Annotated in this window: 14 protein-coding genes, 2 tRNA genes and 2 pseudogenes; 10 read left to right on the top strand and 8 right to left on the bottom strand. The window is 42.1% G+C overall.

All coding sequences use genetic code 11. The features are described 5' to 3' along the window. Positions 1 to 96 precede the first annotated feature (96 nt). The 4 genes from IOD06_RS02590 to IOD06_RS02575 are packed head-to-tail and all read left to right on the top strand — an operon-like array spanning position 97 to position 8,162. The gene (locus IOD06_RS02590; protein ID WP_194618954.1) at positions 97 to 2,826 is read left to right on the top strand and encodes a contractile injection system protein, VgrG/Pvc8 family; all 2,730 of its coding nucleotides are present in this window, start codon (positions 97 to 99) and stop codon (positions 2,824 to 2,826) included. Between the two features lie 2 nt (positions 2,827 to 2,828). Continuing rightward, positions 2,829 to 3,701, top strand: a complete 873-nt coding sequence (locus tag IOD06_RS02585) for a hypothetical protein (protein WP_194618952.1) — start codon at positions 2,829 to 2,831, stop codon at positions 3,699 to 3,701. Beyond that, positions 3,698 to 7,081: a toxin VasX gene (locus IOD06_RS02580; protein WP_194618950.1), complete on the top strand. Its 3,384-nt coding sequence runs from the start codon at positions 3,698 to 3,700 to the stop codon at positions 7,079 to 7,081. The genes IOD06_RS02585 and IOD06_RS02580 overlap by 4 nt, the downstream gene beginning before the upstream one ends. Before the next feature lie 13 nt (positions 7,082 to 7,094). Beyond that, positions 7,095 to 8,162, top strand: coding sequence for a hypothetical protein (locus IOD06_RS02575; protein ID WP_194618948.1), 1,068 nt, complete (start codon positions 7,095 to 7,097; stop codon positions 8,160 to 8,162). Between the two features lie 130 nt (positions 8,163 to 8,292). Here IOD06_RS02575 and IOD06_RS13560 read toward each other — a convergent pair. Beyond that, positions 8,293 to 8,484, bottom strand: a pseudogene (locus IOD06_RS13560) (low temperature requirement protein A); the annotation flags it as partial. A 297-nt stretch (positions 8,485 to 8,781) separates the two neighbouring features. After that, on the bottom strand, positions 8,782 to 9,687 hold the full coding sequence (locus IOD06_RS02565) for a LysR family transcriptional regulator (protein ID WP_194618947.1): 906 nt from the start codon (positions 9,685 to 9,687) through the stop codon (positions 8,782 to 8,784). Between the two features lie 148 nt (positions 9,688 to 9,835). Here IOD06_RS02565 and IOD06_RS02560 point away from each other — a divergent pair, with 148 nt between their 5' ends. Genes IOD06_RS02560 through IOD06_RS02550 form a run of 3 tightly spaced genes read left to right on the top strand, consistent with a single transcriptional unit; the run spans position 9,836 to position 11,595 of the window. Beyond that, positions 9,836 to 10,228, top strand: a complete 393-nt coding sequence (locus IOD06_RS02560; protein ID WP_194618945.1) for a DoxX family protein — start codon at positions 9,836 to 9,838, stop codon at positions 10,226 to 10,228. Between the two features lie 49 nt (positions 10,229 to 10,277). After that, positions 10,278 to 10,832: an NADPH-dependent FMN reductase gene (locus IOD06_RS02555; RefSeq protein WP_227669851.1), complete on the top strand. Its 555-nt coding sequence runs from the start codon at positions 10,278 to 10,280 to the stop codon at positions 10,830 to 10,832. Between the two features lie 58 nt (positions 10,833 to 10,890). Then, positions 10,891 to 11,595 (top strand): YoaK family protein, encoded by a 705-nt coding sequence (locus tag IOD06_RS02550; protein ID WP_194619620.1) that lies wholly within the window; start codon positions 10,891 to 10,893, stop codon positions 11,593 to 11,595. 164 nt (positions 11,596 to 11,759) lie between these two features. Here the strand turns inward: IOD06_RS02550 and IOD06_RS02545 are convergent, their stop codons facing one another. Then, positions 11,760 to 12,086: a GNAT family N-acetyltransferase gene (locus IOD06_RS02545; protein ID WP_194618943.1), complete on the bottom strand. Its 327-nt coding sequence runs from the start codon at positions 12,084 to 12,086 to the stop codon at positions 11,760 to 11,762. Between the two features lie 293 nt (positions 12,087 to 12,379). Here IOD06_RS02545 and IOD06_RS02540 point away from each other — a divergent pair, with 293 nt between their 5' ends. The 3 genes and pseudogenes from IOD06_RS02540 to IOD06_RS02530 all read left to right on the top strand — a co-directional run bounded on the left by IOD06_RS02540 (position 12,380) and on the right by IOD06_RS02530 (position 14,744). Continuing rightward, entirely contained in the window at positions 12,380 to 13,093 is a 714-nt protein-coding gene (locus IOD06_RS02540) for a pirin family protein (protein WP_194618941.1), read from the top strand. A 55-nt stretch (positions 13,094 to 13,148) separates the two neighbouring features. Then, positions 13,149 to 14,087 (top strand): pirin family protein, encoded by a 939-nt coding sequence (locus IOD06_RS02535; protein WP_194618940.1) that lies wholly within the window; start codon positions 13,149 to 13,151, stop codon positions 14,085 to 14,087. A gap of 62 nt (positions 14,088 to 14,149) precedes the next feature. After that, positions 14,150 to 14,744, top strand: a pseudogene (locus IOD06_RS02530) (nitroreductase family protein). Between the two features lie 359 nt (positions 14,745 to 15,103). Here IOD06_RS02530 and IOD06_RS02525 read toward each other — a convergent pair. The 5 genes from IOD06_RS02525 to IOD06_RS02510 all read right to left on the bottom strand — a co-directional run bounded on the left by IOD06_RS02525 (position 15,104) and on the right by IOD06_RS02510 (position 19,028). Then, positions 15,104 to 15,190 (bottom strand) — tRNA-Leu (locus tag IOD06_RS02525). A 124-nt stretch (positions 15,191 to 15,314) separates the two neighbouring features. Beyond that, positions 15,315 to 15,388: transfer RNA gene (locus tag IOD06_RS02520), tRNA-Cys, on the bottom strand. Between the two features lie 190 nt (positions 15,389 to 15,578). After that, positions 15,579 to 15,713, bottom strand: coding sequence for a putative transporter small subunit (locus IOD06_RS13555; protein ID WP_210539970.1), 135 nt, complete (start codon positions 15,711 to 15,713; stop codon positions 15,579 to 15,581). 84 nt (positions 15,714 to 15,797) lie between these two features. After that, positions 15,798 to 17,468: a sodium:solute symporter family protein gene (locus tag IOD06_RS02515; protein WP_227669850.1), complete on the bottom strand. Its 1,671-nt coding sequence runs from the start codon at positions 17,466 to 17,468 to the stop codon at positions 15,798 to 15,800. Between the two features lie 573 nt (positions 17,469 to 18,041). Then, positions 18,042 to 19,028, bottom strand: a complete 987-nt coding sequence (locus IOD06_RS02510; RefSeq protein WP_227669849.1) for a formate dehydrogenase accessory sulfurtransferase FdhD — start codon at positions 19,026 to 19,028, stop codon at positions 18,042 to 18,044. Between the last annotated feature and the right edge of the window lie 46 nt (positions 19,029 to 19,074).

Genomic DNA, 19,074 nt, shown 5'->3' with positions numbered 1-19,074 from the left:
TTGGATTGATAGAACTGTTGGTTAAATTGCAATGTTCGCATTATTTTTTACTTGGTAATTTTGATCGCTAAACCTTTAGATAGAGAAGGGCTTGTCATGGTATGGACTCAAACAAAGCGGCATGTGCAACTTAGTAGTGCCCATCCTGATATTGCCACCAGTATTATTCAACAGGCTGACTTGGTTGAGAGCTTGTTAGGTATGCCATTACCTGACAGCGTTTGGGGTAAGCCCGCGCTTATGCCAGCGCCTGATGCCTACCCAAGCCCTTATCATCACGACCAACGTGTCCAAAGCTATACCGACCGTCAGCTCGCTCTATTCAGTGGTTACCGTATTAGCATTACGTTACTGCACCCACAAGCAGGACTGGATATACAACAATGGTTAGGCCAAAAACTAGCCATGCACTGGCACACGGGTGACGCCATACTACCTAGCCAAACCCGTCACGGTATCATCACCGAAGCCGTTGCCCTTGGTAGCAACAGTGGTATGGCTGCCTACCGTATTATCTGCGAACCTACGGTAAGCCAATTACGCCTTAACAGTCATAACCGCCGTCATCATCATCTAAGTTTAAGCGAGCTTATCAAAGATATTATTAGCCCATATGATATAGATGTTGAGATTGACGAGCGTCTCAGTGATGACAGCAGCTATCATATTCAGCATAGCGTCCAATACAACCAAACCGATCTTGCCTATTTAACCCAATATCTTGCCCTCTACGGTATTACAGGTTATTACCGTCATGAAGCCGACAAGCACACCTTAGTCTTACTGCCTAGTGATGGCGAAATCTTACGTCCAGACACGAATAACATTCAAAGCATCTTAAGTCAAAACCCCGCCAATCTCGCTGACAGACAAGATCGCATCACCACCATTCGCCCCCGTATTGCCCAGCATATTCAGCAAAGCGATCTACATCGTTATGACAGTCGCTTGATGAGTACCTATACCGGCAGTAGCAGTAGCGAGCAACCTATCGACTCATCAAGCAGCACACATCAGCGCTTTTTGCACAGTCATAGTCGTTTTGATGATAAAGGTCTCGACAAGCTTGCCACCCGTTACCAGCAGCACGCACAGCAGCTGGCCAATCTAGGCAGCCTAACAGGTAATATTCGTCATTTGAGTCTGCCCAGTAGCCACTATATCGATGGCAACCCTTATTTGACCGATCCGATCAGTCTGGTTTCTATTCATCAGCACATTAACAATCATATACCCGCAGACTGGCTGGGCGCAGTCGCTTTTGATCCTATTACCTTACAGCCCAATACGAATCATGCCAATGACAATGATGACGACAACGTCCATCACATCAACGCCTGCTACCTACCGTTTCCACATCATCACCACATTCCCTATGGGGAGCAGCTTGCTACACTTGGACAACCGCATCCGAGTCTGACAGGTCTCATGAGTGCGAGTATTATTGATACAGATAGCAGCGCCATCACCCATGATCGCAACCACCGTGCCCATATCAGATATCACTGGCAGCAAGAAGAAGATGGGCAGGATAACAATAGTGACAGCGGTCATTGGATACCCATTGCTAGTCATTTAGTCGCCGACCATATGGGACAGACTCATCCTCTGCGTCATGGACAGCATGTCCTCATCGACTTCATCGGTGGTGACATCACCCATCCCATCATCATCGGTAGCACCCATAACGGCCAAGGCAATTCTGATGCTCAGCATAATAGCATCGTCAGTGATACCGACACTATTGACGCCACCAGTCCAGCTTGGTTCATCAATCAAAGCCATGCTTATCCCATAGATGGGATTAAGACTCAAAGTATTGATAGCAGTCGAACAGGTGATGCCACTAAAGACAGCCTTATTAACGGCTATAACCAGCTGATGTTTGACGCTCATCCTGAGAGTCCGCAAATTAACGTCTATAGCAGCAGCTTTCAGTCCAGCTTAACCATCGGTCATCTGTATCAGCACACCGACCATACCCGTGGTCAAGCACGTGGACAAGGTATTAGCATCGAGACCCAAGCCGCCGCCAATGTGCAAGGCAGTACAGGTATTCATATCAGTAGCAGCCAGTCAGACCCCTCATCAAACCCTCATATGAGTCATGACCGTCACGGTAAGCTACAAACCGCTGACCAACATCAGCAAGCCTACGCGCAGCTTGCCGAGACTCATCAGCCAGTGGGACTAGAGGGTAGTAGTGATAATAAGCAAAGCAAAGATAAGAGTAACAAGGAAGAATCCCAAACGCCATTTGCCCAATTTAGCAAAGACACTAACGACGCAACCTTAAGCGAGTCCGGACAATGGCAGCAATCGCACTTACTCATAGACTCCCAGCGTCATCTCGCCATGCTAAGCGGACAACATAGCCAACACACCAGTACCCAAAGCACGCATAGTCATGCCACCGATAGCACCCATCATCACAGTCAAACCCAAATGAATCAGTTGGTAGCAGGCGATATACATTACTACAGCAATAAAGCGCAAACCCATACCGCCGCTCATGGCGATGTGATCATACAAGCGCATCAAGAGCAAATGCGACTCGATAGTGAACAAGTACTACGCCTGCACAGTCGCGATAGTATTGAGATTATCGCGCCTGATACGCTGACGCTAAAAGCTGCAGGCAGTGGCATTGAAATATCGGGTGGCAATGTGACGTTTATCACGCCTGCTCAAGTGGGCTACAAGGCGAGTAGGGTGGATTGGGGGAATGGGGGTGGTAGGAGTCCAACGATTACCATGCCTCAAGACGAGCTTGCTGACTGTGCTGCCAAGACTGGTAGTGCTGGCAATAAAGGTGGAGCGGTTTAGGTATGCTAATACCAAAAGTAGAATTTCTCGATGATATACAAGCGACTGACGCTTATCAAAAGCAACTTAATGCCTTATATCTAACAGTCTCTGACAATCAGTATCAAACGCTGACAGTCCTTATCGATCTAAATACTTACGGCACAGCCGTCTTTGATTTATTAGACTGCGGCATAGATTTGCCAGTTGAACGCATCAAACGTATTCATCATAGCTTTAGCGATGATTTGGCACTTATTGAGATGTCACTAGATAGTAGTAAAGGTCAACGGCTACTCGAGCAGCTAATGGCATTGGCACTATATGAAAACACCTATGATATATCTGGTCATCCGCACCCACGTAGCGTCTGTCTATGGCTGTTTGATCAACCCATCACTGAGACATTAAAACATAGTGTTTATTTAATGGGGCAAGCCTATGGACTAGACACAAACAAAAGACGTTATCTACGTTACTGGGATCCAAGAGTACTCGCGCTACTAACCCATATCTGGGTAGTCGAGCAAAAACTACAGATATATCAATTAGGACTGTCCCAAATTCATTATGTAGACTGGAACAATATCTTTACAGAGATAACGTTGCCGACACCCAATGAAGTATATCCGTCTGATACTCAATTGGCATTGGAGCAGCTCAGATCTTTACCCTTTAGATTCAACCAACAACAGTGGCAACTGCTTGAGCAGATAGAGTGGATGAATATGATAGTTAGGCAATTAAAAGAGCAGATAATTATTACAGGTCAAGTTTATGAGGTAGTGATCGGCCAAGCTTTACTCATTGCTAAGTGTCAGATAAACCAGCTGCAAGCCGTCAATAATATTGTTAAAAGCTTAGAGCGGATAAAAGATAAGGGAGTACGGGTATGAGTGGCGATCTGAGTTTTATGGATAAATTGACAAGAGACCATAACGAGATTCAAAGTAGTAGAAAGTCTGAGCATGTAGTGTTGGAGCTTGAATATGAAATTCCAATTAAAAGCGATGAGCCATTTGTAGATGCGCGTGCAGATAAAATAACAGTTATCGCAGAAACTAGCTGTTCTTATAAGTGTGGAAAAGTTGGCATACCGATTCTACCCGTAGTGTTTAGTAAAACAGACTATAAAGTATCGCCAAAAGATGAGCGATACTTTTTCCATGAGGTTACCTCTATACCATCCAGCCATAACGCTGTTGCAAGTCTGCCAAGCTATGCTTATCTTTACTGTTATATTGAGGACAGTGATGGTTATAGTTTTGAGGAGCATTACACAGGTTCAGATGGAGCATTGAAAAAATTAGGCTCTTGGATTAACAAAGATTTTGTAGAAAGTTCTAGTCAGTTTGGACAAATAGATGTACAAAATGTAGATGAATATAATAGTCAAGACGAATTAAGTGAAGATGCTCAGCCTTTTAACTGTACACGACCAGAGCACAGTACTTTAGAGAGTAAATATATCACTTTGTATCAAGGGGATACGGCATGGATAATGGTGAGCCATGCGAAGCTGAGTAAATCCACCTTAAAGAAATATATTAAAGATGAAGGACTGCGTAATAAACGCATGCAAAAGTTCGTCGCAGATGAATTAACGGGCAATAAAAACACTGTCAATATGAGCGACAGTGAAGTTGGCTATATAAAAAGCTTCTCTCAACGTAAGCAGCTCGCTCAAGATGGAGATATTGCAAGTAAAATTACTATATCAGAGCAGAACGGAGGAAGTGATATATCAGGAAGTGCAACAGCCGCGTCATTACTTTATCAAAGTATGCAAAGAAGTATCGCAGAATACGATAAAAATCTTGCTTCAGAAATAAAACCCATGATGGTTGCCTTACCTGATCCTGTAGGAGAGGTCATGGCAGCAGCGGAGAAACGTAATTATCTACTCAAAAAACTTGATGATGCTCAAAAAAATAAAGATAAAATTCGAGAACAAGTTAATGCCATTATTATTGATAATATTAAAAGTAGAATAGAAGCTGCTAATCAATCTTCTATTCACGAACAAAACGGCTATTCAAGAGCAGGCCTTAAGCGTAATCGTAAAGCAAATTCAGCAGTTGGTAGGAATGTCTATAGTTACATTGATGAATCAAAATTTAAAGCTGTTTTAGCATCTGCGAAAAAAAGTCGCAAAGACAAGGCTGCCGTCGCAGCAGCGCGCCAAACATTCATAGATGCAATTAAACGCCCTGAGTTTGCTTTTGTCATGCGTGAAGACTTTCCTGAAAATGATGAAGACAGCCATTCTGGCTATGCTCAAATTATTGCAGAAGCCACTCAAGGCATTGGTATTGATGAAAGTAACATTGGCATACCAGACTCGATATGGGCGGATTATGAACCAGAGCAAATAGAAGGTATGACGGCCAAGCAAGAGTTTGAACAATCACTACTGCCGTGTATTTCAGGTCAACAGTCTATTGAAGACAATTGGTTAATTAAGGCGTTGATTGGTCTCAATAAAGAAGATCTTAATAGATTAGAAAATCCACCAGCCTATGAAAACCTAGCGCGTGCTAGTGACTTTATTGGTACGACGACAAGCTGGGTGGTGGCATTCAAAGTACAAAAACAAAAGCAACAAATCACTGCTAAAATCAATCTGGATATTGAGCAACTTAATAAACTTGCCAATCATAAAGCTCAAATTGTCCAAACGATGAGCAGCAACATGAGCCATATTAAAGATAATCACAAGCTATTACATAAGCTTGATTTATGGCAAAGAGCGAGTGTATATCAATCTACAGGTTTTAAACTGGCGCAAAAAATCTTGAAACATAGCCCAGAGGCCATACTTAAATGGAGTGAGCAGCGTCTCAGCCGTTCTGTTAATAACGCCAAACCGCATCAAACGCTATTGCCAGCTAGTATTGATAATAGAGTCGTTAGTAATGCCTCCTCAGTCCAAGCTCCGATTGCTTTCGATCTAGTAAACTCACATGGCGTAGACCAAACAGCATTAAATATCTTTGATCAGGCAGCTGCTGGTGATGAGCATGCCCGCACTGTGGTGACCATGTATACCAACGAAGAGTCAGCGCGTACAACTCAAACCATCAATCAGGATATGGATAAACAAGCTGCCAATCTAAACAGAGCGTTAGATCCCATCAATGGCGAGTATCAAAAGCTTGAGCGCAGCTCAGCGGGCAAAGCAGCATTGATCTCTGCAGGGATTGGCTTGTTTCAACTACGTAGTGTTTGGATAGGCAAGAGCACGCTTAGCAGTATGGCACGCCGAGGCGACCGCGCGGGTCTTGAATTCATGACAGGTTATGCCAGTACCTCTCTTGCTTTAACGAGTGTCAGCCTTGATGTCGCTAATGCGGGACTACAGATGAAAGCGGCACGCAGTGCATGGGTCGCAAGGCTCAGCCTCAGTGTCGGTGTACTTGGTGCTGTGGGTGCTGGGTTTGAAGTGTATAGTTTAGAGCTGACACAGCAAAAAATGATAGAGAGTGGTAGTACTACTTCAGCTAAAGTTACTGGTGTTGCACAAGTAGCAGCAGGAGTAGCTGGAGTAGCGGGTCTTGGCTATGGTACATTGGCATTTGTGGGTATAGGCGCTTTTGCATTACCTTGGCTTAGCGCGATTATGGCAGTCGCATGGGGTATTAGTTTAGTCGCTCAATGGGTGGCCTATACCTATGATAAAAGCCACATACTACCAATTCATTATTGGTTAGATGCAGGAGTGTTTGGTAAAAAAGAGATGCTAAATAACGAGTATCCGAATAATCCTTTTAAAATACAAGCAATGAGCAGTCTTGAGCAAGACTTGCATGCTTATACATTGGCCTTAGTAGAGATACAGACTGAACCAAAATTTAGTACGACTGTACAAGACTTTAACGAGGTACTGTCTGGGCAAGTCATCGTCACCATTAGCCAATGGCTAGATAACAGTGAGCTGGTAATAGAGTATGTAGGCATTGGTGATAGAGAACAAAGTCTTAATAAAAAGGTATTTAACATAGAAGCATTAAAACGACAAAGCAAAGTAATTACGGCTTCAGAAGGACTCAAGATCACCCTAGATATTCCAAAAACCAGTCACTATAAAGCCCAATATTTAGGTTCGAGAAAAGAAGGAACGTTCGATCCTAACAAGCAAAAGATAATGGAACAAGCAAGTGAAAGGGCACGGAACAATCCTGCTAGTCAAATTGAACAATTAAGAGTAGTTGTACTGTACTCTTTGAGCCCAAGTGTCAATCCATATTATCAACTTCGTACTACCGTAACGAGTTAATAGAGACAAGCCAATGATTGAAGACAAACATAGTGAATTTGCTAAACATATTAATGAGCTACAAGAAGTTCTTGAAAGCCCTTATAGTAGCGAGATAAATAAAGGTTTATTAGAAGAAGGAGAAGACATTGAACATCTTAACAAAGAGATTGCCAACATTAATCCTGATTATATGGCTTTCTTACCTAGCTACTTTTGGTATTGGTATTTCTGCATAGGCTGGGTTTATTTTTCTACATTTTGGCTAGGTAACTATTTTTTGCAAGATATTGGAGAAGTTGTATTTATAAATGGTAATTTTGACTTATTTGATATAATACTTACTTTTTTCTGGCTACTTGTGTTTGGTACTCCTCTTTTCTTACTCTTCTATCAATTTATCAGAAAGCATCCGTACCGCATTCAATACTACTTTCTAAAAAAAGAGCAGAAGTTAGTGTATTACTATCGTCCCTCATTACAGTTTTTTAAACCTTTTGAATTAAAGATAGTAGATTATAAAGACCTTATTCCTGAAATTCATACCATCAAACAAAATACTGCTTATACGCCGCTAAATCTATATATCGCAGATCCTAATACAGGAAAGATTACTCATCATATAAAACCTCATGATGTTAGTGTTGACCCACGTGTACACTGGGCGTTTATCCGCACCTATATGGAAGGTGATGCCGCCGATTTACCAATCAATCCTAAGTTCTGTGAGGCTTATCCAGTAGACACCAGTAAGTCACTTTTTGCCTGCAGTGATATTGTCTTTCGCAAATACGGTATTCTCAATACGCAGCATTCAGGCGCTGGCGGCATCGTTATGCTTATAATCAGCTCAATATATGCGCTTGGTTACTTATTACAAGGCAATAACTACCAGTGTACTGAACAAGCCATATTACATCCTGACATTAAGAAGTTACTGACATGGGATGGTCAAGATAACCCATATCCTATTCAACCAATTACACCAGAAGCGGAGAGGGCATTTCGAGGTAAAAACTGGCAAGTAAATATCAGATGGATAATAGCGATAGCGATTAACGTTAGTCTATTTGCTTGGGCGGTGGTCGCTTATAATAGCTAGTTAGTGGTGATCTACTACAGTCCCTAATTTGAAGAATAAATATAAGCAGGGAGACTGAAACCTTGCTGATAGACAAGATCGCATCACCGCCATACGTCCCCGTATTGCCCAGCATATTCAGCAATGTGAGCTATGCCGAAGAAACCGTACACCTAAACTTGTGGCTTTCTACTTGTTGATACACACGCCACCACTGGCTACAGCTAGCCAATCGCATGATCGCGTAACCAGTAACGCCTATCCATGTTAGTCCTTGCTCAAAAAACTGATTGATGTTGGCGACAAGCATTAATGAGCCAAACATTTGCAACATTACTGAGAGACGGTAATACCAATCATCGGGATCGTACTCTAAGGCAAACCAAGTAAAGCTCGTCCAAGCATTCTACAATATAAAAAAAGCCACGATAAAAGTTAAAAATCCAAAAAAGTCATGCTCAAGTAAGCGGTGATGAAGCCCGCTTGCAGCAGCAGAGCAACAGCAATGACATAGACAAGATCAAATCATAACTTAAGCGTACTAGAGGCTCGATGTTGCTCATTAGGGTCTCTAGCATGGATCGTGGGTACACAAATCATTCACTATGCTTCAATAGATATAATTTGAATAATTAAAAAACTAATACCTATCCCAATAAGGATCATCACCGAAACGTTCAGCGATAAGATCAATTAAATAGCGGCAACGCTGAGATAAAAATCGATTTTTTGGATAGACCGCATAGGCATTTAGTGTGGGCAGCTGGTACTGCTGCATGATAGGGACTAGCTCACCACTGGCTAAGGTTTGATAAGTAATAAAGGTTGGCAAAAAGGCAATGCCTTGGCCTTTCACTGCCATCTCACGCAAAAAATCACCGTTGTTGACTTTTATTTTTGAGTTAACCTCTATCTCATGTTTTTTGCCTTGCTCATCTATCAATTCTATCGTGCTAGATTTACTCAGACCATATTGCAAGATTTTATGCGTTGCCAACTCTTTTACCGTTTTTGGTGTGCCCATTTTATCCAGATATTCAGGACTGGCGCACAATGCATAACGAATGAGTGCGAGGCGTTTGGCTTGATAGCTAGAATCTTGCATCTCTCTGACACGAATGGCCAGCTCAAATCCTTCTTCGACCAAATCCACATGTCGATCAGAAAAATCTAACTCAAAATTCAGATTAGGGTGTTGATTGGCATATTCATCAATAACGTCATTCAGATGCATCAAGCCAAACGATAATGGCGCGGTCATTTTTAGCGTGCCCTCGATACGAGTCGGAGCACCACTCGTTTCTTCGTTGAGCGCGTCTACTTCACTCAGTATGTTGCCGACCTTTTGGTAATACTGCTCACCTGCTTGTGTTAAGTTCGATTGGCGCGTGGTGCGGCTAATGAGCTGACTGCCCAATCGTGTTTCTAATTCCTTTAGTCGACGACTTACAGCTGATTTAGCGATGTTCAATTGCTCAGCGGCTTTTGTGATGCTCCCTGCTTCGACAATGCGGACAAACATTGCCATATCTTCTAGTTGTCCCATTTGAGCTACTCCTTGACTGTTCTTAAAAAAAGAACTTACATTTATAATTATCACGGTTTATCTATTTATAAGCAACGACTACAATTACTGTGTTTCCTAATCAAATAAAAGCTATTTAAACAAACGTACTCATTACTGGAGCATCACTATGGACAAATTACAACAGCTAAGCACACCAATTAGTCGTCTATTTTTATCCATGATCTTTATTTTTTCAGGCTTTACCAAAATAACAGGTTACGCTGCTACCCAAGGTTATATGGAATCTATGGGCGTACCTGGAATGCTCTTACCTTTCGTTATTGCGCTTGAGCTATTTGGCGGTATCGCCATTTTGATTGGTTTTAAAGCGCGCCTGATAGCTTTGTTGTTTGTTGGTTTTAACATCGTATCGGCGCTTCTTTTTCATCAATTCTGGATCGATGAATCACAAATGAATCCATTTATGAAAAACATTGCTATCGCTGGCGGCTTCTTAATGATTTTTGCCCATGGCGCAGGTGCGTATTCAATTGATAATAGTAAGACGCATAAAATTTAGTATAGTAAATGCTTCACTCATCAGGTTTTATCCTCATTAAGGAGTTGCTATGAGCGCATCCATCAATATTGCACTGATTATTGGTAGTTTACGCAAAGAGTCAATCAATCGTAAATTTGCAGAATATGTTGTGTCGCAGATGCCTGACCACGTGAATATCAAAGAAGTGGCTATCGCAGACTTGCCGCTTTATAACCAAGATTATGATGATACAACGATTGATAGCTACGAGCGTGTACGTCAGCAATTAAAAGACGCTGATGCAGTATTGATTGTCACTCCAGAGCACAATCGTACAATGCCCGCGGCTTTGAAAAACGTCATAGATATTGCTTCGCGCCCTTATAAAGAAAGTATTTGGACACATAAGAAAGTTGCGGTAGTGACGGCCTCACCAGGTAGCTTTGGCGGTATCAATAGTGGACTTGATGTCAGAAAAAGTATGCAAATGCTTTCGGCACAAATGATGATTGATCCCGAAATTCATTTAAGTCGGGCAACTGACAGTTTAAGTGAAGATAGCAGTGTCACTGAACGCACACAAAAATTCTTACAACGCTTCGTTGCTGATTTTGTAGACTTTGCAGGGAAATTGGGTGACTAAATTAATCTCTAACGATCCTGACAACACCGCTATTTATACCACTAAAGAGAATCAAACAGTGTCACCACATTCAAAACCGCCGAGTTTTTGGCAGCGTTATCAAACGCCCGTACTATTAACCGTGGTGGGTGGGGCTATTGATACTATTGGTTTTATCACCTTGTTTGGTTTTTTTACCGCGCATGTCACTGGTAACTTAGTGATGGCGGGTAGTGGATTGGTCAAAGGTGAGCAAGGTCTGTGGATTAAACTTGCCGCTTTACCATTGTTTATTATAACGGTGATGGTGACCAAGATATTTATTGATCATAGTAAAAACAAGCAGCTAACGCTGAGCCATTTGTTTTTAGCAGAAGCTGTTTTTCTGATAGCCTTTATGATTGCCGGCCTTTACTACCAGCCTTTTGTGGATGCAGGGGACATCACTGTGGCAATAACAGGGGGCTTAGGTCTGATTGCGTTGGCCATTCGTAATACAGCCAGCAAAACGGTGATTAAGCATATGAGTCCGACTGTGTTAATGACGGGTAATACCACGCAACTGGGTATTAATCTGACCGATTACTTAATCAATCGCACCGCAGATAACGGTAAAAAGTTGACGCACAGCTCAGCATTGGTTTTTAGCTTTCTAGTTGGGGCGTTACTGGGTGCACTTTTATATATTCAGCTAAATTTTTGGGCAGTCGGATTGTTCGTATTACCCGTATTGTATTTGTCAGTAATGGCACGTGATAAAGCGTTCTTGCAAAGTATTGCCTAGTATTTTCTAACGTAATCGAGCCTTGCATTACTATTCAGTAGTGTGGATTTTCAAAACTGATGTCTTGCTATATCAACCTTTGCCTTTTGACAATAAAAAAGCCCTATCTTGACGGATAGGGCATTTTTTATGTCATCTACATGGTTGTTACTGATAAATATTATTTAAGGCGTTGCTTTGTGAAATATCGAGTTGTCTTGGTATTCTGGATGCTTGTCTATGTAGGCTTTGATATATGGGCAGATAGGTTTGACTCTTAGGTTTTTAGCTGCTGCATCGTCTAGTATTGATTTAGCAAGATAACCTGCAATGCCTCGTCCGCCAATCTCTTCGGGCACCTCAGTATGTGTATAAGCAATGCCATCTTCACCTTGACTGGTGGTAAAAAATTCATAATTTTCAAAGGCGATATGCCCATCAACGTGAATTTCAAAACGTTTCTGATCTGTATTATCTATTACATCATAATTCAATAATGGTTTGTCTGACATCGTTAGGCTTCCTTATATCGTAAGTGTGATTAGACTTATTCTATATGTACTTTCATTCTATGAAGCGTAGCAGCCATTTATGCTACTGGCTCTGTTTAGAAGATATAGTGTTCTACCACAAATATATGACGCTATATTGATGGTTTTATTGTTCTAGTAATAAGAATAGTTATTTGTATTTATCTATGTTTATCTCTTCTTAAACAACAATTATAATTGTTCCATTGTTTAGACAAGTTCGTTAATAGTAAATTTTCAGACATGTTTAACTCCCCAATAACTAAGGATAAATTATGAAAACTGTATATCATGCAGCAAACTCTCGTGGCGATGCAAACCATGGCTGGCTGAAAAGTAAACATACCTTTAGCTTTGCTAATTATCACAATCCAGAACGTATGGGATTTGGTGTGCTACGTGTCATTAACGATGATTTTGTTATTGGTGGTCAGGGTTTTGGCAAGCACTCACATCGCGATATGGAAATCATCAGTATTCCCCTATCGGGCAAGCTCGGTCATGGCGATAACATTGGTAACAATGGCATTATCGCAACGGGTGAAATCCAAGTTATGTCAGCCGGTACAGGCATCACTCATAGTGAGATGAATGGCGATGACAAAGAGGATGTCAAGTTTCTACAGATTTGGGTCATTCCAAACAAGATGAACGTAGCGCCTCGTTATCAGCAAGTGCGCATGGGTGACATCATGCAGCCGAACACGTTCAACCAAGTATTGTCACCAAACGCTGACGATGCGGGCGTCTGGATTCATCAAAACGCATGGTTCAGTATGGGTGACTTTGAGCAAGGAGTCACTCAAAACTATAAGCTAAATGATGCGAACAATGGCGTGTACGTTTTCGTGATTGAAGGTAGTGTGACCATTAACAATAACGTGTTAAATACACGTGACGGTCTAGGTGTCTGGGATACCAAAAGCATGACTATGGATGTTCTAGAGAACTCAAAAGTATTAATCATGGAAGTACCTATGACTTTTTAATACTTTTCTACGCTCATTATTTGTGAAAATAAAATATCAAAAAAGGAGTTAGTTCATGAGTATTCAAACGTTAGAGCCAAGATTGGCTGATGTCGGCGGTATTCCAATTGCGCGTTTATTACCTAACAAAGGCAAAAAGCCTATTGGTGCGTGGTGCTTTTTAGATCATGCAGGTCCTGCTGATTTTGACCAAGATGACGCAGGTATGCAGGTTGGTCGCCATCCGCATACCAATTTGCAAACCTTTAGCTGGATGTTAAATGGCGAAGTGCTACACAAAGACAGTTTAGGTAACGCGCAAGTCATTACCAAAAACCAAGTCAATGTCATGACCGCAGGTACGGGTCTGAACCAAGGTATCAGTCATATTGAACAAAGTGTCTTTCCAGATACGGGCGGTTCGAAAGATGCAGCACGTGGTATCAGTATGGTGCAGCTATGGATTGCACTTCCCACCGATCAAAAAATTGAGCGCAGTTTTCATCACTATCCTGAGCTGCCGACGTGGAGCGAGGGCAATGCAAAGATGGTTCTGACGACAGGTAGTTATACCAATGTATTGGGTGAAACGTTTGAAGCACCTACCATCCAATACTCAAAGCTGGTCGGTATAGATGTGTACTTCAAGCAAGATGGCGAAGCGACATTGAGTCTAGAGTCAGGTTTTGAGTACGGTATCTTGGTTTCAGAAGGTGAGATACAGTCTGAAGGCAAGGTCTGTCAGCAAGATCAGTTATTCCGTTTTCATCATAGCGATGTCGCCAATAGCAAAAGTATTAAACTGGCTGCCAAAAAGGGCACACGTATCATGTTCATCGGTGGCGAACCGCTTAATAACCAAGTGCTACTGTGGTGGAACTTCGTTGCTGATAACAAAGCAGAGATTGAGCAATCTATTATTGATTGGAATAATGGCCATGAGCGTTTCGGTAATGTCGACTCTGATATGAAGCGTTTGCCTGCGCCTGAACTACCTAAAGGTTTCAAAGGTTAATTATTATCTGTTTTGATACCTTATATCTAACCTTAACTCATAGAAAACCACTGGAGAAAATTATGTCAAATTTACAAGAATTACAGCAATTAGCTGAGAAACGCCGTTCAATTTATGCGCTAAGCAATCAATTACCAGTATCGAATGATGACGTGGTAAAATTGGTTGCACACGCCATCAGCGTTCAATTCACAGTCAGCTCGTATTGTTGTGTTGTTTGGTGACGATCACAACAAGCTTTGGGATATCACCGAAGAGACACTAAAAGCTATCGTTGGTGATGAAGAGAAATTCAAAGGAACAAAAGATAAAATCGCTGGCTTTAGAGCGGGTGCGGGGACCGTCTTATTTTTTGAAGACAAAGGCGTCGTAAGAAGTATGCAAGAAGCAGCTCCTTTATATGCCGATAAATTCCCAATTTGGGCACATCAAACCAGTGCGATGCATCAGTATGTGATCTGGACAGCATTGGCTAGTTTAGATATCGGTGCAAACTTACAGCATTATAATCCAGTCATTGATCAAAAAGTCGCTGAGGAGTGGAGTATTTCTGAAGATTGGGAGCTTAATGCGCAAATGGTGTTTGGTGCGATCGAGCAGCCAGCAGGTGATAAAGCGTTCAAGCCTGTTGAAGAACGTATGAAAGTATTTGGCTAATAAGTTTTAGCGTTAAAGACCATATAACCAATGAAACCGCCATGATATGTTCATAGCGGTTTCATTGGTTTTTTTATAATTATAAACTGGATAGGACGTACCATTAAGAATAGCTTAGGATGAATCTTGATAAGAAAGAAGTAATTCTTGTCTTCAGGCTTGTGACTGCTAATGCTTCGATCTGAACGGAGCGCTTTTCTATTCATATCCTAGGTCTCCATAAGTACACTCAAAACTCGGTATACTTAAAGTGTGTGGATTGGGATAGATAGAGCAGGACAGTATGGGACGCCAGATACAACAAAGCCCCTGATATCAGGGGCTTTAGCTGTTCTATAAGATAGTATAGGACTATATAATGGTACCCGGAGCCGGACTTGAACCGGCACGCTATTGCTAGCGAGGGATTTTAAATCCCTTGTGTCTACCAATTTCACCACCCGGGCAAAACTTGTTTTATCTTTAACGTAAGCTAGCTGATAGACCATCTAGTTACTAGATAAGTGGTCGCTATTATAATCGGTTGTGATAATAATGCAAGCCAAAATTAACGTAAAGTTAATAAATAATTGGAGGCTGGAGTCGGAATCGAACCGGCGTTAACGGAGTTGCAGTCCGCTGCATGACCACTCTGCCATCCAGCCAATCAAGGTGGCCTATATTAGCAAAAATATAGTAAATTACAAGTCATTTTTTAGTTAAAAGCAGGTTATTTACTATCTTGCCTGCACTTAATCCCAGTTTAGGGGCATTTATGCTGTTAATAGGCTTTGTTAAGTCATCAATAAACGAATACTTAGCGATGATCGTCAAAAATGTAATAGCTAAGGTACGTTAAACAATATCCCTATTGTCACGCTTGGCCTTTTTGATATCGCGATAGGTGGCGGTACAAATCAATACCAGTACCCCAAGAGTAATGGCGGGCCAAATTAAAATATATAAGCCGTAGATAAAAACGTTGTCCATGATATCTCCTTATAATATTTCTAAGTAAGTAGCGATTGGTCATATACTGATAACTAATCACTACTTGGATAAAACGATTTTGATTTAAGATTTAGGTGATGACGGTATTTCAGTTTTTTTATCGTAATTGCCTACGCGCTGCTTAATCAACTCAAAGTCGAAATGCTCATCGCCCATGAGACTGACGATCACACAAACGATAGTACTGGCACCGTAAGCCGTCAGTGAAGCGAGTAAGATCATGTACTGGCGTAGGAACCCAGTGGCAAAGATTAACATCAGCACCAGCGTAATAGCAGCTGCTCCCATGCCGATCTTACGACCTAAGAAACCAAATACCATCAGACCGATGACAACTGCACCACCAACGCTGGCTAAGATTTCAAAGAATAGGGCAGTGATGCCAACGATGGGTATCAACTCAAAACGCGCCACACAGAATAACAGGAGCCCGACAATCACTGCTGAAGTAAAGGCGGCATTAGTGACACGATTCCAGAATACACTGGCGATAACAGGGAAAACAATCGCACCCCACAAGGCACCAACGAATACCAGCATTACGAGAATATCAAGCTTGAAGCTGGCAAAGATAAGTCCCGCTGCCGTCGCGACAATCATGGTACCACGACCGACGAGCATCATGGTTTTAGGTTTAACCTGACCTTTTTTGGCGATATTTTTACCGTAGACATCGGCCATCATAATGGTTGATAGCGCCGATAAATCCGAGTCAGCTGTGGAAGATAACGAGCCAATGACCAGAATAAAGAATAATGCGATGAAGACCGGATGCAGATAAGTGCTGACCATTTGCGGGATCAGGTTGTTCATATTGCCATCAAGTGGTTCAATACCAATGGTCAAGGCCATCAAGCCAATCATACCAAGCCCAATGACGATACCCGCATAGCCGACTGTGGCCGTAATGAATGTTGCCTTAATCTTGGTTTTATCAATCGCAAATAAGCGCTGAGTAATGGTCTGGTTACCGATAGCATAGGCCAATACCGCGACAAAATACGGTGCACCTTGCTGAAAGAATGCCTCAGAAGAAAAGAAATCCTGCTGCTCTAATGTCAGGTTTGATAGTCCGCTGACCATCACTGCAGGACCTCCCATGGAGAATAGCACCGCTGGAATGATGATGACACCAATCGCCATCAAAGCGACCAATTGGGCAAAATCAGTAAAGACTGAGGCGCGAAACCCTGAGGTTAAGGTATAGCTCAATACCCCGACACCCGCGATAATTACCCCTGTTTGGAACGATAATGGTGACAATACTGACACCAATGCCCCAGCAGCGGTAAAGTTGACCATCAAGCTAATTAAGCTGCCCATAAGGTTGGATATGGCTAAAATTAATTGGCTTGATGAGCCGTGGCGGGCGTGGATAAGCTCACCTAAAGTGTGACCGTTGGGAGCAAGCTCTCGAAAGCGCATGCCAAAAGGGTAGATGAATAAAATCATCAATGCACCCCAAAAGCCGTAATGTATCGGCCCTGATACGCCATACTTATAGCCAGAGGTGGCGGCAGCGTAAAATGAGGCCGCCCAAATCCAGGTCGCGGTCATACTTGCCGCGCCCATCCCAAAGCCCACATTGTGACCTGCGACCATAAAGCCAGAAGTCGTCTCTTTGTCTTTTTTAATTAATAAAGACAGCAGATACGTACCACCATAAAACGCCACCAATAATAAAATAATGGTGAGCGCCGAAAATTGAAACAATGACTCAGTTTTCAAACTCATACCTCGCAATTGTTTTAAGTAAATAAGGTTTAGTAAAATTATCTATTCCAAACTATTTAGCATACGACATAGTCTAAAAAGCCCTCATACTAAATGTATGTGGCTAATCTAAATAGCAAAAACAGCAACTGTAATGTTAAGCAAGTGCTAAGTGTCGTGCCCTAGTTTTGATGTCACACATCGTGTTAATTCAAAATGACAGGGGCTACTCTCGATAGGCGTCAGTTAATGGATAAACCATGACGCTATGAATAGGCATACATAAAGGTAGCTGAGTGCTAAAAAAACTCATGTGATGAGTGTCTATAGCGGAATTACGAATAAGCACTAAGCCATGATTACATGACCTGAGCTCTATTTAGACAGCCTTATCAGCTGTAATAAGCAATAGTTAAGAGATTTTTACTCAACTATCGCATTGATGCATCACCTGTAATTTAAATACCAAATCCAATACTGTATGAATAATCAGCACAATGAACTTAGCATTAATAAATAAAACTACAGATCTGTTAAGTGTATGTAACATGTTCGTGAGGGTAGGGTAACCTATTACGTCGTTAACCTCAAACTTTATCCATTGGAATAATTTGAATAGTAAGTGACTCTGCTATCACGTAAAAATCCAGCCAATCCTAAGCCATAGCGCTCTGCAACACGAACGGCAGTACTGGTAGGTGCAGACATACCGACCAGCCAAGGTATATGACTTCGAATAGACTTTTGTACCAGCTCAATCGATAGGCGAGAGGTCATGACCACGCAGTCGATATCTGCCTTGTGTTGCAGCTGCCAACCAATGAGCTTGTCGAGGGCATTATGACGGCCGACATCTTCAAAGAGGTGCAAGTGTTGTCCTTGCATAGTTGCCGCTGCATGGACAGCGCCTGTCAGTTGGTGGGTATGTTGCATGGTATCGATTTTTTGCCGTATTTCTAATAGGTAACCAAGGCTTGGGGTATCTACTTTTACTCTTTTCTTGTCTTGGCGATAGATACTTAAGTCGGGCAGCGCTTGTGTTAAGCCCGTGATACCGCACATGCCGCATCCTGTACGCCCTGCCAGCTGCCGCCGTTGGGCTTGAATGCGCTGATGACTGCGCTGATTTAAGGTCAGTTCCACCACATAAATATCGTAGTCCTGCAGCTGTGCTAAGGTTTGCCCAAAGGAACCAGCCGTATCGTCTTCATCTGAGTGTTGAGTAAATCTTTGATAGCTTGCAACGTCTGTCAGCTGGGTGACTTCCCAATCTAATAAGTCATGGCTGTGTTGAATCAGACCTTCACTGAACAAAAAGCCTATCGCTAAATATTCTAGCTGATAAGGGCTTGCCATCAATACTGCATAATGAATGCCGTTAATGATGATAGAAATCGCTGCTTCTACGACCAAATTTGCCGATTGATCTTCAATATACGCTTGCTGGCTACCACTTGATTCCGTAGGCACATAATAATGTTTTTGTACCAAATGCGCGCGCGATAGTGGTGTCACAGTAGATTCTGCCGTCGCTTCAGGCATGTCGATGGCTGAAGCTTGAGTGTTTAATTTAGCCATCATGAATGCTGACAGCCTTTTATCATTATTAACATTACTCACCTTTCAT

This window comes from Psychrobacter sp. N25K4-3-2, assembly GCF_015351755.1.
In the GTDB taxonomy this organism is placed as follows: Bacteria; Pseudomonadota; Gammaproteobacteria; order Pseudomonadales; family Moraxellaceae; genus Psychrobacter; species Psychrobacter glaciei.
Note: the sequence above shows the minus strand (reverse complement) of the source record. Positions and strands in the feature narration are given on the sequence as shown.

Coding starts and splice junctions, on each gene's coding strand:
- IOD06_RS02585 (WP_194618952.1), top strand. CDS start 2,829: ATGCTAATACCAAAAGTAGAATTTCTCGATGATATACAAGCGACTGAC.
- IOD06_RS02515 (WP_227669850.1), bottom strand. CDS start 17,468: ATGAGTTTGAAAACTGAGTCATTGTTTCAATTTTCGGCGCTCACCATT.
- IOD06_RS02555 (WP_227669851.1), top strand. CDS start 10,278: ATGAGCGCATCCATCAATATTGCACTGATTATTGGTAGTTTACGCAAA.
- IOD06_RS02575 (WP_194618948.1), top strand. CDS start 7,095: ATGATTGAAGACAAACATAGTGAATTTGCTAAACATATTAATGAGCTA.
- IOD06_RS02580 (WP_194618950.1), top strand. CDS start 3,698: ATGAGTGGCGATCTGAGTTTTATGGATAAATTGACAAGAGACCATAAC.
- IOD06_RS02565 (WP_194618947.1), bottom strand. CDS start 9,687: ATGGGACAACTAGAAGATATGGCAATGTTTGTCCGCATTGTCGAAGCA.
- IOD06_RS02535 (WP_194618940.1), top strand. CDS start 13,149: ATGAGTATTCAAACGTTAGAGCCAAGATTGGCTGATGTCGGCGGTATT.
- IOD06_RS02590 (WP_194618954.1), top strand. CDS start 97: ATGGTATGGACTCAAACAAAGCGGCATGTGCAACTTAGTAGTGCCCAT.
- IOD06_RS02510 (WP_227669849.1), bottom strand. CDS start 19,028: ATGATGGCTAAATTAAACACTCAAGCTTCAGCCATCGACATGCCTGAA.
- IOD06_RS02560 (WP_194618945.1), top strand. CDS start 9,836: ATGGACAAATTACAACAGCTAAGCACACCAATTAGTCGTCTATTTTTA.
- IOD06_RS02545 (WP_194618943.1), bottom strand. CDS start 12,086: ATGTCAGACAAACCATTATTGAATTATGATGTAATAGATAATACAGAT.
- IOD06_RS13555 (WP_210539970.1), bottom strand. CDS start 15,713: ATGGACAACGTTTTTATCTACGGCTTATATATTTTAATTTGGCCCGCC.
- IOD06_RS02540 (WP_194618941.1), top strand. CDS start 12,380: ATGAAAACTGTATATCATGCAGCAAACTCTCGTGGCGATGCAAACCAT.